This is a genomic window from Muricauda brasiliensis, from assembly GCF_003057865.1.
GTDB classification, from domain to species: domain Bacteria; phylum Bacteroidota; class Bacteroidia; order Flavobacteriales; family Flavobacteriaceae; genus Flagellimonas; species Flagellimonas chongwuensis.
In genome coordinates this window covers 62,457-81,947 of the sequence record NZ_QBTW01000022.1, presented here as the reverse complement: position 1 = coordinate 81,947, position 19,491 = coordinate 62,457, and the positions used below count along the sequence as shown (strand labels likewise).

The following is a 19,491-nucleotide window of genomic DNA, read 5'->3' as shown; positions in this document are numbered from 1 at the left end:
GAATCAAAATAAGGTGGGTTGGAGCCAAAGACTCTGGAATTTTTTGTTTGGGTCGTAGTGTTCTGCTTGTCTTTTGGTATTGAAAGTTCTGTTCCGTGGGTCGTTGCCAACACCACTGTTGTACATCCAATTGCCCCAATTGCTGTGTACATCGTAGTCAATAAGCATAGCTTCAAAATAAGAAGCACCGATGCGCCAATCCTGTAGCAGGTGTTTGGACCAATAACTTGCCACGTTCTGTCGCCCACGGTTGCTCATCCAACCTGTGTTCTTTAGCTCTATCATATTGGCATTTACAAAATCATCGTCCGTTTCTCCATTGATCCAGTCACTTTTAGCAGCTTCATTGGAGTGCCAGTCATACTCCTTTTGAAGGATACCATCAATTTTAAAAATCTGATTGCCATGTTTTAGGGAAACATATTTGAAGTAATCACGCCATATTAGTTCAAAAATCAACCAGTAGGTATCCTGATTTTTCTGAACCTCAGTTTCAAAGCGCTTTACTTCCCAATAAATCGTACGGGCGGAAATACTGCCATTTGCCAACCATGGTGAAAATTTGGAACTGTAATCCGTGCCTACGAGTCCGTTTCTGGTTTTTTTGTAGTAAGCCAGTTTTTTGGTATCCCAGAAGTAATGTTGCATTCGATGTAGCGCATCGTTTTCACCACCAATAAAAGGGAAGGCCGATCTATGGTCTGTATCAAAAGGAGAAAATCCCAGATCATGTAAACTAGGGAGATTTTTAGGGAGACCTATCCGATTTTCCTTTGGAAATACTTTCGGTTTCTCAAAACAAGGCCTTACCTGAACGTGTTTCTCGCACTTTTTGCGGAAAACCGTAAAAACCTGCGGAATCTGTGAGTAAGAATCAAAAGGAATGTCCTCGGGATGAAAAAGGAACTGGTCGAATGTTTTGCGGAGTGATACGGTCTTAGGTAAACGGTCTTGAACGTTTTGAATCACTTGGTTCTCCTCCGAAATCCACTCATGCTGAAGAAAAATATGATTGATATTGAACTGCTCCACCAACTCGGGAATTTTGTCTTCAGGTTTTTCATGGAAAACTAGCAAGGTGATGTTGAGTTTTTCTAGATTTTTTTGAAGTTGATGAACAGACTCCAATAAAAACTTAGCCCTGAAACATTCTGTCTTCTTAAAGCCAAATGGGCCTATTTGGTAATTTCTAGGATCAAAAAAGTATACTGCTATCAATCGGTCGGTCTGCGCCGATAGGAGCAAGGCTTCATTATCTTGTACTCTAAGGTTATTTCCAAACCAGATTAGGTTAGTCTTCATACGTGTTTTTATTTTTTCTGCATCGTTCACTGCAATAGATGACATGCTCCCAATCCCTGGCCCATTTTTTTCGCCAAGCAAACGGACGTTGGCAGACAGGACAAATTTTTACCGGCAAAAGTGGCTTCTTATGACTCAAGGAAATATGTTGTTTAATAAAAGTAATAAAAAATTAAACAAAATAAAGCTTGTCTCAAGCGAAACCTAGGAATCAGGATAGTTTAACCGTCAAAATGCTTATTTTTACTCTTTTAATCAGAATTCAGCCCATTGGGCATCTATGGCACAGACTCCAAAAAATATAGCCATCATCGGTTCCGGATTGGTGGGTTCCCTTTTAGCAATTTATCTTAGAAAAAATGGACATACGGTTACCGTTTTTGATAGGAGACCGGATATAAGGACTATCAAGTTTTCAGGAAGGTCGATTAACTTGGCAATGAGCAATCGCGGGTGGCGTTCGCTCGATGAGGTGGGCATTGGTACAAAAATCAAAGAAATTGCCATTCCATTGGATAAAAGGGCGATACACGTGAACGACAAACCCATGTATTTCCAAAAGTATGGAAAGGATGGAGAAGCTATTTGGTCTATTTCAAGAGGAATACTTAACAAACGAATGATAGATCTTGCGGAAGAAGAAGGTGCAGTTTTCCGATTTAATGAAAAAGTTTGGGACGTTGATTTACCAAGTGCCAAAATTTTTACTGGAGAAACGGAAAAGAGTGAATGGAAGGAATATCAATATGATGTGATTTTTGGTTGTGATGGGGCATTTTCACGCGTTCGTCATAAAATGCAACGTAGGAGCAGGTTCAATTATTCCCAGAATTTCATCGATGTCGGTTACAAGGAGCTTACCATACCAGCAAATGAGGACGGAACTCATAAGTTGGATAAAAATTCATTTCATATTTGGCCCCGCGGTGAGTTTATGCTCATAGCCATGCCCAATGTAGATGGAAGTTTTACTTGTACGCTCTTTTTGCCTTTTGAAGGTGAAGTTTCATTTGAGAGTATCAAGACCGAAGATGATGCCAGAGAATTTTTTAAGACATATTTTCCCAATGTACGCAAGGATATAGAAGACCTTACCAAAGACTTTTTTAATCATCCCACAAGTGCTATGGTGACCATGAAGTGCTATCCTTGGACCTATTGGGATAAGGTGGCCTTGGTAGGTGACTCCGCACATGCCATTGTTCCTTTTTACGGACAAGGGATGAATGCTGGCTTTGAGGATATCTATGTGCTCAACAAATTGATGGAAAAACATGGGTACGATTGGGATACCATTTTTTCTGAGTATCAAGAAGCAAGGAAGCCAAATGCGGACGCCATTGCAGAGCTCAGCTACAGAAACTTTGTGGAGATGAGTAGTAAAACAGCAGACCCAAAGTTCTTGTTGCAGAAAAAAATTGAAAAGCATTTTGCCGCCAAGCATCCGGAAAAATGGGTGCCGGTTTATAGTCGTGTTACTTTTTCCGATAGACCATATGCCGAGGCCTTGGCCATTGGGGATATGCAAGAAGAGGTTATGCAACAGGTGATGCAAATGCCCAACATTGAGGAAAAGTGGGACTCCAAACAAGTGGAGGAAAAAATATTAGTACTTTTAAAAGAGAGTTAAAAGTATTTATACTTATTTATTTCAAAAGAAAAAGCCACCCAAAAAGGTGGCTTTTTTATTGGTTTATTTTAGATAAGCTTAAAGCTTGGCAAAAAGTTTTTCCATTCTTTCTTGCTCTTCTTCAGCTAAAAGTGGGTCTACCAAAATCCTTCCACTGTGCTCATCGGTAATTATTTTTTTGCGGGAAGCAATCTCAACCTGTACCTGAGGTGGAATGGTAAAGAAAGAACCTCCGGAAGCACCACGCTCAACAGGAACCACGGCCAAACCGTTTTTCACATTGTGTCGGATTCTTTTGTAGGCTTTTACCAAACGGTCTTCGATTTTTTCTTCGTACTCCTCTGATTTTTTCAAAAGGGCCTTTTCTTCTTTTTCAGTTTCTGCAAGAATGGCGTCCAATTCACCTTTTTTATGTTTTAGGTGACCTTCTCTCTCGGACAATTTATCTTTGGTCTGTGCGATGACCTCTTTTTTCTGCTCAATCTGTGCCTTGAACTCTTTTATGTTCTTTTCGGCCAACTGAATCTCCAATTCTTGGAATTCAACCTCTTTGGTCAAAGAATTGAACTCGCGGCTGTTCCTAACATTCTTCTGCTGTTCGCTATATTTTTTGATAAGCGCCTTGGACTCGTCGATAAGGTTTTTCTTTGCAGTAATCTCAAAGTTAACAGTCTCAACATCCGTTTTTAATTTGTCCAGTCTTGTCTTAAGACCAAGAACTTCGTCTTCCAAGTCCTGTACTTCCAAAGGTAGTTCGCCTCTAACGTTGCGGATTTCATCCACTCTGGAGTCGATAAGCTGTAAATCGTACAGCGCCCTTAATTTGTCCTCTACAGTGCTTTCTTTCTTATTCGCCATATATTTTATAAATACTTGATGGGATTCGTTATACTCTCCGATAAAGAGACTGCAAAATTAGGAATTTTTTTCGTAAGATAATCAACCAATAAATCTTTTGTAAACTGCTCAGTTTCAAAGTGCCCCAGATCGGCAACTACCAGTTGATCTTCGGCTTGGTAAAAATCGTGATATTTAAGGTCTGCGGTAACATAAATATCGGCACCGGCCTTCTTTGCGGCTCCAATGGCAAACGCTCCACTTCCCCCTAAAATAGCGACTTTTTTGACCTTATTGCCCAATAGTTTAGAATGCCTCACAACAGACGCGTTCATTTGGTCTTTTGCTAAAAGCAGAAACTGTTTTTCGTCCATATCGGTATCAAGTTCGCCTATCATTCCCATGCCTAAATCCTTGTTGGTATTCTCCAAGGTCAATACTTCATAGGCCACTTCTTCATAAGGGTGGGCATTAAAAAGTGCTTTTAAAATGTCTTTTTCTTTTTCAAAAGAGAATACCACATTGATTTGTGTTTCTTTTTCGGAGTGTATTTGACCAACTTTTCCAACGGCTGGGTTGGCTCCGTTCTCCGCTTTAAAACTTCCTATTCCATCTAAACTATAGCTACAATTACTATACTTCCCAAGGTTGCCGGCGCCAGCTTTGAACAAAGCTAGTTTTATATTTTCAGCATCAGCGATGGGCGCATATGTGGTCAATTTTTTTATACTCTTGGCTTTTGGAATCAAAATTTCTGGGTTTTTAAGCCCCAAAACTTCACATATTTTGGCATTTACCCCCATTTTACTGTTATCCAATGCGGTATGCATGCTATAAATGGCAATGTTGTTGGAAACAGCTTTAAGCACCACACGTTCCACGTAGTTGCTTCCTGTCAATCTTTTTAATCCTTTAAAAATAATAGGGTGAAAGCTTACGATGAGATTGCATTTTTTTTCGATGGCCTCGTCGACCACGCTTTCCAAAGTGTCCAGGGTTACCAGAACTCCCTCCACTTTCATGTTGGGGTCGCCCACCAATAAACCTACATTGTCAAAGTCTTCGGCGTGTGCCAAAGGGGCCAGTTCCTCGAGCACTTTTGCTATTTCGTTAACGGTCATTTTAAAAATGTTAATTGGGCTAAAGATAAAATATTATATTTTCGTTCAATGCTTCAATTGCTTCGGAAAATAGCGTTCCCCATTTCATTGATCTACGCCTTGGTGGTGCATGTTCGAAACTTCTTGTTCGATGCAGGTATTTTTTCATCCAAATCGTATGAAACCCCGACTATTTGTGTTGGTAATTTGAGTGTTGGGGGGACTGGAAAAACGCCGATGACGGAATATTTGCTGCGTATTTTGAATAACCGAAAAACTGCGGTGTTGAGTCGCGGATATAAACGTAAGTCCAAAGGGTTCTATTTGGCAAATGATGCGACTACTGTAATGGAATTGGGTGATGAACCTTATCAGATGCATAAAAAATTTCCAGAAGTGGCCGTTGCAGTGGACGCGGATAGGCGGAATGGCATCGAGAAATTAGAAAAATTGGTAAACCCAGAGGTGATTGTTTTGGACGATGCATTTCAGCACAGAAAGGTGAAACCAACTTTTTCCATTTTATTGACCACGCATCAAAACTTATATGTAGATGACTGGTATTTGCCCACCGGCAGTCTCCGTGATGCAAAAAAGGAGGCCAAGCGTGCAGATTTGATAATCGTTACAAAATGCCCACAGGATATTGATGATATAGAGAGGAATGCTGTCGAGGAGAAATTAGGTCCTTTGAAACATCAACAGGTGCTATTCGCCAATTTAGCTTACCACGGTTATGTAAGTGATGGCGGAGAAGAGAAAATACCATTGAACGAATTGAAGAACAAAAAGATGGCTTTGGTGACGGGAATCGCTTCTCCCGGCCCTTTGGTCCGCTATCTTGATGGTGCAGGGATTGATTGTAAACATTTTGAATTTGGTGATCATCATCATTTTAGTGAGAGTGACATTGCGCAATTTAAAGATTATGAACTGATTCTTACTACGGAGAAGGATTTTGTTCGATTAAAGGGTAGGCTGGATAGGCTCTACTTTTTGGAAATTGCCCATAGCTTTTCCGAAAAAGATGAATCTGTACTAAAAAATGCTATTGAGAATTTGTTCTAAATGGAACCTTCCATTTTGCTTCTAAAAATGTTTTCCCCAATTTTTTGATAGAACACTTCAGGTTTAAAAGGTTTGGTGACCACATCGTTACAGCCAGCGTCATAGAAACTGTCCAGACTGTCGTCCAAAGAAATAGCCGTTAGTGCTATAATTGGGATAACCGTATCAAACTTACGGATTTGGCGAGTTGCCTCTTCTCCGCTTATACCGGGCATGTGGATGTCCATTAGAATGGCATCGTAGGTATTATTTTTTGCCATGTCAATGGCTTCGTTACCATTGTTGGCAATGTCGCAGGTAATTTCTTTTTTGGTGAGCATTTTTTTGGTGATCACCTGGTTTATTTTGTTGTCCTCTACTATGAGTACATGCAGTCCTTTGAACTGAAATTCATCAAGGTTGAGCTCGAATGCAATTTCATCCCCTTCTTTGCTCTCATAATCCAAGTCCATCTCAAAGTAGAAAGAACTACCGTGGTCCAGTTCACTTTCCAGATGAATGGTGCTTCCAAATAGTCCCAAGAGACTTTTTACAATTGTTAGGCCAAGGCCCGTTCCACCGTATTCCCTATTGATTTGGATAGATCCCTGCTCAAAACTTTCGAATATATTTTTTTGTTGGTCTTCCGAAATACCGATTCCGTTATCCCTCACTTCAAAATAAATCTTTACTTGGTCCTCTTCTTTTTTAAGCATTTTGGCTATGACCTCGACCCTACCGTTTTTGGTGAATTTAAGGGCGTTGCCAACCAAATTCATGAAGATTTGTGAAAGTTTGATGGGGTCTCCCATCAACTTTTTCGGAATTGTTGGATCGTAGTCAAGAATAAGTTCCGTTTTTTTCTCGTGGGCATTTTGTTGTAAGGATTCTACAACATCATCCAGCACTTTATGTAGCTTGAACTCGATGTTCAGAGGTTCCAGCTTTTCTGCATCAATTTTATTTATCTGTAGGATATCGTTGATGAAATTGAGCAGGTATTCCCCAGAAAACTTTAAAGATTTTAAGTGCTCTTTTTGGTGTTCGGATGGATTCTCCTCCAATAATAGGTGGGTGAGCCCGGTTACCGCGTACAATGGCGTTCGCAGCTCGTGCGTTACTGTGGACAAGAAGTTGGTTTTCGCCTCCATGGCCGATACTGCTGCATCACGCGCCAATTCCAGCTCTTTGTTCTTTGTGTAGAGCAGGTCATTGGTCTTTAATTTTATTTGGTTGTTTCGGAACAAGGAAACTGCCAATAAAGAGATTATGGTCAAAAAAGCAGAGGTCAGGATGGCAGTGATCTCTGAACGGTTTTTGGATTCGCTCAACTCTTCGTTTTTTGCCTGTAGCTTGTTGAGCTCGTTCATTTGGTGTTCAAATCGGACTTTATCTGCCGTATTTGCATCAAGCTTTGCTTTTTCCACATTGAATATGGAATCTTTCATTTTGGAAAGTCCCTTTGCATACAATAATGACTCTGAGTAGTTACCGTTTGCTTCGTAGATATTGGACAATTGCTCGTAGGCATTTTTGATTTCTTTGGAAAAGCCATGTTTCTCGGCTAGCTCCAGAGCAGCTTTGGAATGGACAATCCCTTCTTCCAAGTCGTTAAGGGTAACGCTTATTTTTGCCAATTGGAGATTGGCCCTGGTTGCCAGATAGGCCCGTTCCTTGTCATCAGAATTGACGATAAGTGCATGAAGGTTCTTTATGGCATCGTTGTATTTTTCTATATTGGTGTAGATATAGGCTTCTTGCAACAGAATATTGTTGGTAAGGTTTCTGTTGTTGCTTAGCTTTCTTGATTCTTCCAGCTGCTTGAGGGCCTGGAAATTGTTTCCTTCGGAATATCTAAGGGATGCATCCAGATATAGGTGAAAGGCTTGCCCAAACGAATAAGAGGTATCCTTTAATAGTATGCTGGCACGGTCCCAATAAAAAATCGCCGTTTCATAGTCGCCTTCTTCCAAAAAGAGTCTGGCGTATTGGTGATATGTATCCAACAATAGTTTGGAGTCTTCATTTCTTTCTGCAATATTGGCTGCTTGGCTCAGCGTTTCAAGGGCTTTGTCCACATTGTTTTCGTGGCGGTACCTCATAAAATCATTAAAGATTTCCTTGACATTGGATGCTGAATTGCCGTCGTTTTGGGCAATAGTAGTTTGTATGCACAATATTAAGCATAGTAGAAACGGCCATTTAAGACCTGCTCTTTTGTTCAATAAGATTGCGATCAAACGTAATTTTTCTTTATCAGCAAAGCTATTAAATCAATAATTCTGGAACAATATCCAGTTTCATTATCGTACCATCCGATAATCTTTACCATTTTCCCGATTACGGAGGTCATCAATGAATCAAACGTACAAGAGTAACAACTATTGTTTATGTCGATAGAAACAATAGGGTCTTCGGTGTAATTAAGAATTCCTTTAAGGTTGTTTTCCGCTTGCCTTTTAAAGGTAGTATTTATTTTTTCAATCGAGGTTTCTTGTATGACGTTGAAAGTAATATCGGTCAATGACCCGTTGGGCACGGGGACTCGTATACCACATCCGCCTATAACATTTGATAGTTCTGGAAAGATACTGGTCAATGCCTTTGCTGCGCCGGTTGTGGTAGGGATTATGGATTGCCCTGCGGCTCTGGACCTACGAAGGTCTCTGTGGGGACTATCGTGAAGGCTTTGGTCAGAGGTATAGGAATGTACCGTTGTGATGTACGCTTGTTCTATGCCGCACAGTTCGTTGATAACTTTAATCATGGGTGCAGCATTGTTGGTAGTGCAGGACGCGTTGGAGATAATTTGGTCGTCCTTGTCCAGGATTTTCTCGTTTACGCCCAATACCACCATTTTTATAGAGTCGTCCAACGGCGGAACGGAAAGTATTACTTTTTTGGCCCCATTTTTTATGTGTAGGCCCAAATCCGCTCTTGTCTTAAATTTTCCAGTGGATTCGACCACGATATCCACCCCATGGGATTTCCAATCTATTTCTTTTGGATGATTGTGATTGAGTACCGGTATTTTGTTGCCATCAACAAGAATATGTCCATTTTGGTGCGATACATCAAAGGGCAATACACCATGGATACTGTCATATTTTAGCAGATGGGCCAAGGTTTCGGCATTGGCCAAATCGTTTATGGCTACCACATTGATGTTCGGATGGTTGAGCAAAAGTCTAAAAAGGGTTCTACCTATACGACCGAAGCCATTTATACCAACAGTGATGTTTTTCATGATGATGGGGTACCGTACTAGTGTATGTGCTTATGTGCTTTGTAGGATGAACGGACCAAAGCTCCGCTTTCTACATGTCTAAAGCCCATTTCCAGTCCTAATTCCTCGTATTTTTTAAATTGTTCCGGGAGGATAAATTGTTTTACCGGGAGGTGTTTTTTTGAAGGCTGGAGGTACTGCCCAATAGTGATTACATCCACATTCGCTTTTCGTAGGTCTTCCATAGTGGAGATAACTTCGCTCTCTTCTTCGCCCAAACCAAGCATAATGCCCGATTTGGTCCTGTTTGCTCCGTTTTTCTTCAAATAGTCCAATACTTCCAGACTTCTTTCGTATTTGGCTTGTATTCTAACCTCTCGTGTTAGCCTTTTTACGGTTTCCATGTTATGGGAAATCACTTCAGGGGCTACTTTCAATATCCTGTCCAAATGGGTGGGGATTCCTTGGAAATCAGGAATCAAAGTTTCCATTGTTGTTTCCGGGTTCATGCGCCTTACGGCTTTTACCGTTTCTGCCCAGATGATGGATCCCATGTCTTTTAGGTCATCTCGATCTACAGAGGTGAGCACGGCATGCTTAATGTTCATGATTTTTATGGAGCGTGCCACTTTTTCCGGCTCCGCCCAATCCACAGTTTCCGGGCGTCCTGTTTTTACACCACAGAACCCACAGGAGCGGGTACAGATATTTCCCAAAATCATAAATGTAGCGGTACCTTCACCCCAACATTCACCCATATTTGGGCAGCTACCGGAGGTGCAAATGGTATGTAGGTCGTACTTGTCCACAAGCCCCCTGAGCTGGGTATATTTTTTGCCCGTTGGAAGCTTAACCCTTAGCCACTTTGGCTTTCCTTTAGGTGGTATTACGTTTTCTGCTACGCTTGTGCTCATAGAACAAATTTAGAAGTACAAAGATACGAAACTGGGAAAGAAACTATGTGACTTGGAAGAAGTCACTTTTTTTTGATGATTTCTGCCAAAAGTTTTTTGGCACGGAGCAATTTCACCTTTATGTTATTGACGGGTTCATTGAGTTCCTTGGCTATATCGGCATAACTCATTTCTTGAAAATACCGCAGATTGATTACTTTCTGATAGTGCGGCTTCATTTTTTTGATATCCTGCAAGAGGTTGGCCAGATTTTGTTCCGTAATCAAGCGGTCCTCTACGGTGGGAGTTTCATCCAAAACTTTTTTTACCTCGTCTCCGCGGGATTCCATTTCGTTCATTAGACTTCTTTTGCGTTTTCTGAGAAGATCTACATGAAGGTTTTTGGAGATGGTGATGAGCCAAGTCTTGAACTCGTAGTTTTCGTCGTAGGTATCGATTTTATCGAATGCTTTGGAAAAAGTCCTTATGGTAATGTCCTCGGCATCGTTTTCATTTTTGGTGCGAAGCATTTGAAAACCGTACACATCGTTCCAAAAAGTGTCAACGAGGTTACTAAAGGCAATTTGGTTTCCCTCTTTTGCCCTTTGTATAATCTCCTTGATGGAATCGTCGGTTTTTTCCAAATAATAAGGCTTGCCTAAGAATTAATTTTATTGGGTATTCGTAACGGTATCTTTCTTGCAATCTTGTTCTTCCGGTAGTTTTCCGCAAAAACCACAAGCCTCACCGTCCTTGTTCAAAAAAGGACTTTGACTTGCACATGTTCCGGCAAACTCGCCGTTCTTTTTACCCCAGATTTTGATGGCGATTCCTGCAAATGCAAGTGCTAACAATCCAATGGTGACCAATACTAGCTTCATAATCCAACTTTTGTACAAAGGTACAAAATACCTTCTTAAAGGTCGGAATGTTTAAGGTTTCTTTACCGTAAACTCTATTTTATTAGTAATTGATATTGGCTACGATATTGTCTACAGATGGAATATTGTTTCCGCCTTTTGGTTCAATGGTGATATATCCCACAGCATTGTCAGCGTAGGGTAAGGCAAGAAGTTTGTCTTTTTCGTCAAAATCTTTGATGACACCCAAGTTTACCAGTTCTCCATTGACCTCTGCCCACATTTGAAAACATTTGTCTTCGGGAAGTTCCGGAACGTTGCTCACATTAATGTACGACAGTTTTTTAACAGGGTTTATGTATGCAATGGCCTTGAGTTCCTTTGCCTCACGTTCACCCCTTACTTGATATTTCTTGGTTGCGGGATTGTTAAGAACGATAAACTGGTTTCTCATGTCAGCCAATTGGTCCTTCATGTTATCCTCCAAATACTTGATTTGGTTGGTTACGAGGGTGTTTTCTTCCTGTAATGTTTTGTTCTGGTTCCAAAAGAATAGGGAGGAGCCGGCGAAAATCATAATGGCGATACTGGCTGCAACGGCATACCTCATGTACCTTTTGCTTACCATGGTTTCTTTTCGTGCACTGGCAATTATAATGTCCTTTAAGCCTTCCGGGGTTTTCTTGGCATACATGTTGGCAAAGGTCTCCAAGTTTTTCTGGAGCACTTCATAGGTCTCCCGCACATCGGGATACATGGCAATATATCTTTCCGCTTTTTGGGATTCCTCTTTAGTGGTGTCTCCCAAAAGGTATTTCTCTAAAATGTCGGACTCTAAAAATATTTTTACTTTTTCTTTCATGACAACAAATTTAAGATTAAGAGCAGGGACATTGTTGTTCCGTAAATCTTTCCAAGTTCCCTAAGTCCTATTTTTAACCGGGATTTTATGGTTCCCAAAGGTATGTCCAATTCATCACTTGCCTCTTGCTGCGTCATTCCTTCAAAAAATAGGGCCTCTAAAACAATTCTGTACTTATCTTCTATTTTGTCCAAGTTTTCTTGGATGTCCAGATGTTCCGGGTTAATGGCCTTCACTCCAACATTATATACGTCTGAAACGTCGATTTGGATTTCCTTATCCGATTTATTGGTTACACTACGTAACTTATCTATGGCCGTGTTTCTTACAATCCTGAACAACCAGGTGAAAAGTTTTGCTTTGGAAGCATCGTAGGTGTCGGCTTTTTTCCAAATTTTTATGAAACTTTCCTGTAGTACATCTTGGGCCAAATCCTCATCTTTTACTACCTTAAAAGCAACACCGAACAAGGTGTCCCCATAATTTTCATAAAGTAAGGAAATAGCTTTGTCGTCTTTTTCCTCAAGGAGTGAAACAATATGTCTCTCGATCAATGTGCTCATTAATGATGCTTTTGGTAAAATTTTTTATGGGGCCAAAATCTAAAATAGGATTTATCTCGTATATAAAACAAAGCTAAGGCAGAAAAAGCTTTTTTGTCTTGTAAATTTTGAATAGAAATAAGGGGTTTCAAAGCCCTGACGACATACATAAATTTGGTTAGTTTGGTTTGGTATAACCCTCGTTATTGACTTCAATGCGGGGGTTATTTTATTATATTAACTTCAGGTTGGATCTTTATCTTAAAGGTTTTTTGCACTTCGTCTTGAATTTTTTTGCTTAGGTCAAGAATCTCTTTGCCAGTGGCACTTCCGTGGTTAACCAACACAAGGGCCTGCTTTTCGTGCACACCTGCGTCACCAAAGCGTTTTCCTTTAAAACCGCATTGTTCCACCAGCCAACCGGCGGGAATCTTAAATTGATTATCGTCCATTTCATAAAAAGGGGCATTCGGATTTTTTTTGGTGAACCTATCAAACGCTTTTTGGGAAATTACCGGATTTTTAAAAAAGCTGCCACTATTGCCTATTTCCTTTGGGTCGGGCAGTTTACTTCTGCGTATGGCGATGACAGCGTCGGAAATATCCCTGATTGTCGGATGTACAATGCCCTTTTCCTTCAATTCGTTCTCAATGGAACCGTAGCCTGTGTGAAGTACATGGTCTTTCTTGGTCAATTTGAGTACTACCGAAGTGATGATATATTTATCCTTCGCCTCATTCTTGAAAATGGAATCCCTATACCCAAACTCGCATGCTTCGTTATCAAAACCCTCTAGCTCCCCGGTTTTGACGTCCATGGCTGCACAACTCACAAAAACATCTTTTAGTTCAACGCCATAGGCGCCAATATTTTGGATGGGTGCAGTACCAACGTTGCCCGGGATGAGCGAAAGATTCTCGAGTCCGCCAAATCCTTGTTCCAGACTCCACATAACGAGTTCGTGCCAATTCTCGCCGGCCATTGCCTTGACCTCTACAAAATTCTCATTTTCTTCAACAATAGAGATGCCCTTTAGTTTTATGTGTACCACCAAAGCATCTATATCTTTGGTAAGTAGCATGTTGCTTCCTCCGCTGATGATGAACTTTTTGGGGTATGCCTTGAGTTCCAGTACTTTTTGAAGCTGTACAAGACCTGTTATTTCAACAAAGAACCGTGCCCTAACGTCAATGCCGAAGGTGTTATAGTTTTTTAAGGATATGTTTTCCTGTATGTTCACTGGGCGTTATACTCTCTTAAAGCCTTTCCTAAAATATGGACTGCCTTTACAAGTTGCTCTTTTTCCAGCACATAGGCAATTCTAATCTGATTTTTTCCCAAGCCAGGTGTTGCATAAAAACCGGCAGCGGGAGCTACCATCACCGTATTTCCATCTATCTCAAAACTTTCCAACAACCATTGTGCAAAGTGGTCCGCATCCTTAATCGGAAGTTCTGCGACACAATAAAAGGCACCTTGAGGTGTGGCGACCTTTACACCTTCCAATTTGTTGAGCTCGGTGATTAAAAGGTTTCTTCGTGAAACATATTCGTCGATTACATCATCAAAATAAGATTGTGGGGTTTCCAAAGCGGCTTCACTGGCAATCTGAGCAAAAGTTGGCGGAGATAAACGGGCTTGTGCAAATTTTAGCGCAGTACCGATAACCTCGGTATTTTTTGAAATCATACAGCCAATACGTGCACCGCACATACTGTATCTTTTGGAAACGGAATCCACGACAATGGCGTGCTCTTCCAATCCCTCTACCTGAAGAATCGAGTAATGTTCCCTGCCATCATAGGTAAATTCGCGGTACACCTCATCGGCCACGAGGAAAAGATTGTATTTTTTAACCAATTCCGCCAACTGATGAATTTCTTCCTTGCTATAAAGATATCCTGTTGGGTTCCCGGGATTACATATGAGTATAGCTTTAGTTTTTTGGGTGATAAGGTCTTCAAACTTGGAAATGGGGGGAAGTGCAAAGTTATTTTCAATAGATGAAGCAATGGGTTTGACCTTAACACCTACAGCTGTGGCAAAACCATTATAATTTGCATAAAATGGTTCGGGTATGATAATTTCATCATCATTGTCCATAATGGTTCCCAAGGTAAACGATAATGCCTCGGAACCGCCCGTGGTCACTATAATATCTTCAGCATCAACAAAAATGTCCTGTTTTGTATAGTAGTCCGCAATTTTTTTCCGGTACTCCTCGGAGCCTTGGGTCATGCTATACTCAAGAACCTCAATGTTATGGTTGCGAACCGCATCTAAAGCCACTTTTGGAGTTTTAATATCGGGCTGTCCAATATTAAGGTGTATTACATGGGTTCCTCGTTTTTTGGCGGCCTCTGCGTAGGGCACTAATTTTCGGATGGGTGATGCGGGCATTTGAATCCCTTTCTTTGAAATGCTTGGCATGAACTAAAGTTTTGGCAAAAATGAGAAAACCTAATATCGAAAACAACAAGATTGAACATAAATTAATTGCTATTGGAAATGTTAAAATATGATTGGGTTCAAACCTTATTTTGTATATTTCTTAGTGAAGAGGTGATTATTTTGTGTATGTCGATGAGAAAGGGTTTTATTTTTATGCTTCTTTTAATTGTGCCAATGTTTATTTTGGCGCAGGGTTTTGAATTGCCCGAGGATAAGAAATTCCAGCGAATCAATTTTGAACTCATAAATAACCTCATCATCATTCCTGTGGAGATTAACGGGGTTGAACTGACCTTTATACTCGATTCCGGTGTAAGCAAGCCTATTCTTTTCAATCTATCGGAATCTGATTCCATACCCATCAACAATGTTTCAGAAGTCACCATACGTGGTCTGGGAGATGGTAAGCCTATGAAAGCCTTGAGTTCCAAAAGGAATATATTTAGGTTGGGCAAAGCGATAAATTTTGCTCAGGATCTATATGTGGTGATGGATCGAGGAATCGATTTTTCAACGACATTGGGAATTCCCGTACATGGCATAATGGGCTATGACCTATTCCGTGATTTTATTGTTGAAGTGAACTATAGCGCTAGAAAACTGAAACTGCACAATCCTGAACTTTATACATATAAGGAGAGAAGAAACAGACAGACCATTCCTTTGTTGGTAGAAAAAAGAAAAGCATATGTTGAGGGAACGGTATTGATGAAGGATACGGCAAATATTAACGTGAAATTGCTTGTAGATACTGGGAGCAGTGATGCACTTTGGTTGTTTCCCGAACCCGAAAAGGGATTGGAAATACCCGAAAAAAATTATGAAGACCATCTGGGAAGAGGGCTGAGCGGCGATATTTTTGGAAAACGGAGTAAAATCAATGGAGTCCAGATAGGTGATTTTAAACTGGATGAAGCCAAGGTAGCTTTTCCTTATAGAGAGTCTTTTCAGGGGATTGATAGCTTGAATGGCCGAAACGGTAGTTTGGGAGGAGAAGTGCTCAAACGTTTCAACATGGTTTTTGATTATGGCAGAGGTCTGGTCACCCTAAAAATGAACGGTAATTTTAATGAACCCTTTCAATATAACTTGGCAGGAATCGATTTGCAACACAATGGTTTAAGATATATCGCTGAGAGTATTGCGGATGTTAATGGGCTTGTCAAGGAAGACAATGGCGATACGTTTGGTAACGTTCAAATTTTGTTGGAGAACAAGACAAGGCTGAGTTTGGTTCCAGAAATAGTGGTGTCCGGTATCCGTGCCGGTAGCCCTGCTGCAGAGGCTGGTTTACGTGAAGGAGATGTTATATTGGCCGTAAACGGGAAAAAAGTCCACAAATACAAGCTACAGGAAATACTTAAAATGATAAATGAACGGGAAGGGAAACGAATCAAAGTTCTTATTGAAAGATATAACACCGACCTGCTCTTCACCTTTGTCCTTAAGAAGATGTTTGACGACGATGATTAAAATAAAAAGCCCCAAAATCAATTGATTTTGGGGCTTTTAAAATATAATTCTCTTCTTCTTACTTAGCTCCAGGACTTTTAACGGTACCTTTTATTTTAAGTACCTTGGTTGGAGTGTCAGCATTTGAGGTTACAGTAATGGCCTTTCTGATGGGGCCAACTCTGTTTGTGTCATATTTTACTTCGATTTTACCCACTTTTCCAGGCATAATCGGCTCTTCTGGCTTTTTGGGGATGGTACATCCACAGCTAGATTTAACATCGCTGATTACCAAAGGAGCATCACCTGTATTGGTAAATTCAAATACACGAACACCATCGCTACCTCTTTCAATTTCTCCGTAATCAATGGTCTCGCTCTTAAATTCGATTTTAGCGGTTTCTTGAGCGTATACCCCTAAGGATAAAAGCCCTATAAACAGCATCAGTACAGTTTTTTTCATCATTTTTGGTTTTTGGGTGAACTTCAAATGTAGATGTTTTGATACCTGCATCCAAAATTCTTTTGTTATAGAATAACGTTACTTATTTTTGTTTCGTATTTCTGAATTGGTCCTAAGCTGAAGAATAGCGTAAAATTAACATTTTGCTTTCCTTTCAAAAAAACCAATCACAGTCTTATTAACAAAAACTATACCGTAAAATGGAAATTCCATCAAAATATGACCCAAAACGGGTTGAAGAGCATTGGTATGCCTACTGGTCGGAGCACGATTATTTTAGTTCCAAACCCGATGAAAGGGAACCGTACACCATAGTAATTCCCCCACCAAACGTTACCGGGGTGCTTCATATGGGGCATATGCTCAACAATACCATTCAAGATGTTCTTATTCGAAGAGCCAGGCTCTTGGGAAAAAATGCATGTTGGGTGCCGGGAATGGACCACGCTTCTATTGCTACAGAAGCTAAAGTAGTGGCCAAGCTAAAGGCAGATGGTGTCGATAAGTCCAAATTGTCCCGCGATGAGTTTCTTAAACATGCTTGGGATTGGACGAATGAATATGGAGGGGTAATCCTTCAGCAGTTGAAAAAACTGGGCTGTTCCTGCGACTGGGAACGGACTAAATTCACGATGGATGACGATATGTCAGCATCGGTAATAAAAGTTTTTGTCGATTTATATAACAAAGGTTTGATTTACAGGGGGTATCGAATGGTGAACTGGGACCCAGAGGCCAAGACCACGCTTTCTGATGAAGAAGTTATTTATGAAGAGCGACAAGGGAATCTATATTATCTCTCGTACGCCATTGAAGATTCAGACGAAAAAGTGACCATAGCCACTACACGTCCAGAGACCATTTTGGGCGATACCGCGATTTGTATCAACCCAAATGATGAAAGATATCATCATTTAAGGGGAAAAAAGGCCATTGTCCCAATTTCTGGCAGGGTTATACCTATTATAGAGGACGAGTATGTCGATGTTGAATTTGGTACAGGTTGCTTAAAAGTTACCCCTGCACATGATGAGAACGATAAAAATCTAGGGGATAAACACGGCCTAGATGTGGTAGATATCTTCAACGAAGATGCGACCCTTAATTCTTTTGGCCTTCATTATGAAGGAAAAGACCGTTTTGTGGTGCGAAAGGAAATTTCCAAAGAATTGGAAGAAAAAGGGTTTTTGGTCAAAACCGAACAACATACCAATAAAGTCGGTACATCTGAAAGGACTAAGGCCGTAATCGAGCCGAGGCTTTCGGACCAGTGGTTCTTGAAAATGGAAAACCTGTCAAAACCTGCTTTGGATGGGGTTTTGGAAACCAAGGACGTTAAACTATACCCATCAAAGTTCGATAATACCTATCGCCACTGGATGCAAAACATCCGGGATTGGAACATTTCCCGTCAATTATGGTGGGGGCAACAAATACCAGCCTACTACTACGGCGATGGTAAAGAAGATTTTGTGGTGGCCGAAACTGCCGAAGAAGCATTGGAACTGGCAAAGGCCAAAAAACCGGAACTGCAACTATCGGACTTACGCCAAGACCCGGATGTTCTGGATACTTGGTTCTCCTCCTGGTTATGGCCCATCAGCGTATTTGGAGGAATCTTGGAACCGGAAAACGACGAGGTAAACTATTATTACCCGACCAATGATTTGGTGACCGGACCCGACATTTTGTTCTTCTGGGTGGCCAGAATGATCATAGCCGGTTATGAATACAGGGGGAAACGACCTTTTGAAAATGTTTACCTCACAGGATTGGTACGTGACAAGCAACGTCGAAAAATGTCCAAATCCTTGGGCAACTCGCCCGATGCCCTTAAATTGATAGAAGATTTTGGGGCCGATGGGGTTCGTGTTGGATTATTGTTGAGTTCAGCGGCAGGTAACGACCTGCTATTCGATGAAGCCCTTTGTCAGCAAGGAGCCAACTTCGCCAACAAAATTTGGAATGCCTTCCGATTGGTAAAAGGATGGGAAGTAGCAGATATTCCGCAACCGGAGGCAGCACAAAAAGGAATCGAGTGGTACAAGGCCAAATTCAATCAAACCTTGGTAGAGATTGAGGACCATTTCTCCAAATACCGTATTTCCGATGCGTTGATGGCTACCTATAAATTGGTTTGGGACGATTTCTGTTCTTGGTTATTGGAAATTGTAAAGCCTGAGTATCAAAAACCCATTGACCAAAAAACGTATAATGAGGTATTGGCCCTTTTTGAAGAAAACTTAAAGTTGCTCCACCCATTTATGCCTTTTTTAACGGAGGAAGTTTGGCAGCACATCGCGGAACGTACACCAGAAGATGCGTTGATAGTTTCTCAATGGCCCGATGCAAAGGAAGTGGATTCAGCTTTGATAGCGGATTTTGATTTTGCTTCGGAAGTGATTTCAGGTGTTAGAACCATCAGAAAGGAGAAAAATATTCCTCAAAAAGATGCATTGGAACTTTTTGTGCTGAATGCCGAGGGTGTAGATTCGGACATGGATGCCATCATTATCAAATTAGGAAACCTCTCAAGACTGGAGACGGTCGATGCTAGTTTGGACGGAGCCCTGACCTTTAGGGTAAAAAGCAATGAGTACTTTATTCCTATGAGCGGAGCTATTGATGTTGAGGCGGAAATTGCCAAGATTACAGAGGAACTCAATTACACCAAAGGATTTTTAAAATCCGTTGAAAAAAAATTGAGCAACGAGCGTTTTGTGAATAACGCACCCGAACAAGTGGTGGAAATGGAACGTAAAAAAGCTGCCGATGCCGAAGCCAAAATCGAAACTTTGGAAAAGAGTTTGGCTAGTTTACAATAA

18 protein-coding genes are annotated in these 19,491 nt (G+C 40.9%); 4 read left to right on the top strand and 14 right to left on the bottom strand.

Annotated elements, in window-relative coordinates; all coding sequences use genetic code 11:
* Window positions 1–3: 3 nt before the first annotated feature.
* On the bottom strand, window positions 4–1,302 hold the full coding sequence (locus DCK90_RS15845) for a DASH family cryptochrome (RefSeq protein WP_108247186.1): 1,299 nt from the start codon (window positions 1,300–1,302) through the stop codon (window positions 4–6).
* Window positions 1,292–1,441 (bottom strand): DUF2256 domain-containing protein, encoded by a 150-nt coding sequence (locus tag DCK90_RS15840; RefSeq protein ID WP_108247185.1) that lies wholly within the window; start codon window positions 1,439–1,441, stop codon window positions 1,292–1,294. Before DCK90_RS15840 ends, DCK90_RS15845 begins: the two co-directional genes overlap by 11 nt.
* A gap of 141 nt (window positions 1,442–1,582) precedes the next feature.
* Here DCK90_RS15840 and DCK90_RS15835 point away from each other — a divergent pair, with 141 nt between their 5' ends.
* Window positions 1,583–2,932 (top strand): FAD-dependent oxidoreductase, encoded by a 1,350-nt coding sequence (locus tag DCK90_RS15835; protein WP_108247184.1) that lies wholly within the window; start codon window positions 1,583–1,585, stop codon window positions 2,930–2,932.
* Window positions 2,933–3,010: 78 nt separating this feature from the next.
* Here DCK90_RS15835 and DCK90_RS15830 read toward each other — a convergent pair whose 3' ends face one another.
* Together DCK90_RS15830 and DCK90_RS15825 are read right to left on the bottom strand one after the other, a co-directional pair.
* Window positions 3,011–3,790 (bottom strand): zinc ribbon domain-containing protein, encoded by a 780-nt coding sequence (locus DCK90_RS15830; protein WP_108247183.1) that lies wholly within the window; start codon window positions 3,788–3,790, stop codon window positions 3,011–3,013.
* 5 nt (window positions 3,791–3,795) lie between these two features.
* Window positions 3,796–4,890 carry a Nif3-like dinuclear metal center hexameric protein gene (locus tag DCK90_RS15825; RefSeq protein ID WP_108247182.1) on the bottom strand — a complete coding sequence of 365 codons (1,095 nt, stop codon included), beginning with the start codon at window positions 4,888–4,890 and terminating at the stop codon, window positions 3,796–3,798.
* Between the two features lie 48 nt (window positions 4,891–4,938).
* On the opposite strand from DCK90_RS15825, the gene lpxK reads away from it, so the two are divergent.
* Window positions 4,939–5,937 (top strand): tetraacyldisaccharide 4'-kinase, encoded by a 999-nt coding sequence (gene lpxK, locus DCK90_RS15820; RefSeq protein WP_108247181.1) that lies wholly within the window; start codon window positions 4,939–4,941, stop codon window positions 5,935–5,937.
* Here the strand turns inward: lpxK and DCK90_RS15815 are convergent.
* The 9 genes from DCK90_RS15815 to DCK90_RS15775 all read right to left on the bottom strand — a co-directional run bounded on the left by DCK90_RS15815 (window position 5,934) and on the right by DCK90_RS15775 (window position 14,730).
* Complete coding sequence (locus DCK90_RS15815; protein WP_108247180.1) at window positions 5,934–8,156, bottom strand: ATP-binding protein; 2,223 nt, start codon at window positions 8,154–8,156, stop codon at window positions 5,934–5,936. The genes lpxK and DCK90_RS15815 overlap by 4 nt on opposite strands.
* Window positions 8,153–9,163: a type I glyceraldehyde-3-phosphate dehydrogenase gene (gene gap, locus DCK90_RS15810; RefSeq protein ID WP_108247179.1), complete on the bottom strand. Its 1,011-nt coding sequence runs from the start codon at window positions 9,161–9,163 to the stop codon at window positions 8,153–8,155. Before gap ends, DCK90_RS15815 begins: the two co-directional genes overlap by 4 nt.
* A 17-nt stretch (window positions 9,164–9,180) precedes the next feature.
* Window positions 9,181–10,056: a lipoyl synthase gene (gene lipA, locus DCK90_RS15805; RefSeq protein WP_108247178.1), complete on the bottom strand. Its 876-nt coding sequence runs from the start codon at window positions 10,054–10,056 to the stop codon at window positions 9,181–9,183.
* 62 nt (window positions 10,057–10,118) lie between these two features.
* The gene (locus tag DCK90_RS15800) at window positions 10,119–10,679 is read right to left on the bottom strand and encodes an RNA polymerase sigma factor (protein ID WP_108247177.1); all 561 of its coding nucleotides are present in this window, start codon (window positions 10,677–10,679) and stop codon (window positions 10,119–10,121) included.
* A 27-nt stretch (window positions 10,680–10,706) separates the two neighbouring features.
* Window positions 10,707–10,916, bottom strand: a complete 210-nt coding sequence (locus DCK90_RS15795) for a membrane or secreted protein (RefSeq protein ID WP_108247176.1) — start codon at window positions 10,914–10,916, stop codon at window positions 10,707–10,709.
* Window positions 10,917–10,998: 82 nt separating this feature from the next.
* Window positions 10,999–11,757: an anti-sigma factor gene (locus DCK90_RS15790; RefSeq protein WP_108247175.1), complete on the bottom strand. Its 759-nt coding sequence runs from the start codon at window positions 11,755–11,757 to the stop codon at window positions 10,999–11,001.
* Complete coding sequence (locus DCK90_RS15785; RefSeq protein WP_108247174.1) at window positions 11,754–12,320, bottom strand: RNA polymerase sigma factor; 567 nt, start codon at window positions 12,318–12,320, stop codon at window positions 11,754–11,756. Before DCK90_RS15785 ends, DCK90_RS15790 begins: the two co-directional genes overlap by 4 nt.
* Before the next feature lie 203 nt (window positions 12,321–12,523).
* On the bottom strand, window positions 12,524–13,540 hold the full coding sequence (murB, locus tag DCK90_RS15780; protein WP_108247173.1) for a UDP-N-acetylmuramate dehydrogenase: 1,017 nt from the start codon (window positions 13,538–13,540) through the stop codon (window positions 12,524–12,526).
* Window positions 13,537–14,730: a pyridoxal phosphate-dependent aminotransferase gene (locus tag DCK90_RS15775; RefSeq protein ID WP_108247172.1), complete on the bottom strand. Its 1,194-nt coding sequence runs from the start codon at window positions 14,728–14,730 to the stop codon at window positions 13,537–13,539. The genes murB and DCK90_RS15775 overlap by 4 nt, the downstream gene beginning before the upstream one ends.
* Before the next feature lie 195 nt (window positions 14,731–14,925).
* On the opposite strand from DCK90_RS15775, the gene DCK90_RS15770 reads away from it, so the two are divergent.
* The gene (locus DCK90_RS15770) at window positions 14,926–16,224 is read left to right on the top strand and encodes a PDZ domain-containing protein (protein ID WP_229418505.1); all 1,299 of its coding nucleotides are present in this window, start codon (window positions 14,926–14,928) and stop codon (window positions 16,222–16,224) included.
* Window positions 16,225–16,282: 58 nt separating this feature from the next.
* Here the strand turns inward: DCK90_RS15770 and DCK90_RS15765 are convergent, their stop codons facing one another.
* Window positions 16,283–16,669, bottom strand: a complete 387-nt coding sequence (locus DCK90_RS15765) for a DUF1573 domain-containing protein (protein ID WP_108247201.1) — start codon at window positions 16,667–16,669, stop codon at window positions 16,283–16,285.
* Window positions 16,670–16,866: 197 nt separating this feature from the next.
* On the opposite strand from DCK90_RS15765, the gene DCK90_RS15760 reads away from it, so the two are divergent.
* Entirely contained in the window at window positions 16,867–19,491 is a 2,625-nt protein-coding gene (locus tag DCK90_RS15760) for a valine--tRNA ligase (RefSeq protein WP_108247170.1), read from the top strand.

Bases quoted from the DNA above. Each gene is read 5' to 3' on its own strand.
- DCK90_RS15845 (WP_108247186.1), bottom strand. From the start codon at position 1,302: ATGAAGACTAACCTAATCTGGTTTGGAAATAACCTTAGAGTACAAGAT.
- DCK90_RS15835 (WP_108247184.1), top strand. From the start codon at position 1,583: ATGGCACAGACTCCAAAAAATATAGCCATCATCGGTTCCGGATTGGTG.
- DCK90_RS15830 (WP_108247183.1), bottom strand. From the start codon at position 3,790: ATGGCGAATAAGAAAGAAAGCACTGTAGAGGACAAATTAAGGGCGCTG.
- DCK90_RS15825 (WP_108247182.1), bottom strand. From the start codon at position 4,890: ATGACCGTTAACGAAATAGCAAAAGTGCTCGAGGAACTGGCCCCTTTG.
- lpxK (WP_108247181.1), top strand. From the start codon at position 4,939: ATGCTTCAATTGCTTCGGAAAATAGCGTTCCCCATTTCATTGATCTAC.
- gap (WP_108247179.1), bottom strand. From the start codon at position 9,163: ATGAAAAACATCACTGTTGGTATAAATGGCTTCGGTCGTATAGGTAGA.
- lipA (WP_108247178.1), bottom strand. From the start codon at position 10,056: ATGAGCACAAGCGTAGCAGAAAACGTAATACCACCTAAAGGAAAGCCA.
- DCK90_RS15795 (WP_108247176.1), bottom strand. From the start codon at position 10,916: ATGAAGCTAGTATTGGTCACCATTGGATTGTTAGCACTTGCATTTGCA.
- DCK90_RS15790 (WP_108247175.1), bottom strand. From the start codon at position 11,757: ATGAAAGAAAAAGTAAAAATATTTTTAGAGTCCGACATTTTAGAGAAA.
- DCK90_RS15785 (WP_108247174.1), bottom strand. From the start codon at position 12,320: ATGAGCACATTGATCGAGAGACATATTGTTTCACTCCTTGAGGAAAAA.
- DCK90_RS15775 (WP_108247172.1), bottom strand. From the start codon at position 14,730: ATGCCAAGCATTTCAAAGAAAGGGATTCAAATGCCCGCATCACCCATC.
- DCK90_RS15770 (WP_229418505.1), top strand. From the start codon at position 14,926: ATGTTTATTTTGGCGCAGGGTTTTGAATTGCCCGAGGATAAGAAATTC.
- DCK90_RS15765 (WP_108247201.1), bottom strand. From the start codon at position 16,669: ATGATGAAAAAAACTGTACTGATGCTGTTTATAGGGCTTTTATCCTTA.
- DCK90_RS15760 (WP_108247170.1), top strand. From the start codon at position 16,867: ATGGAAATTCCATCAAAATATGACCCAAAACGGGTTGAAGAGCATTGG.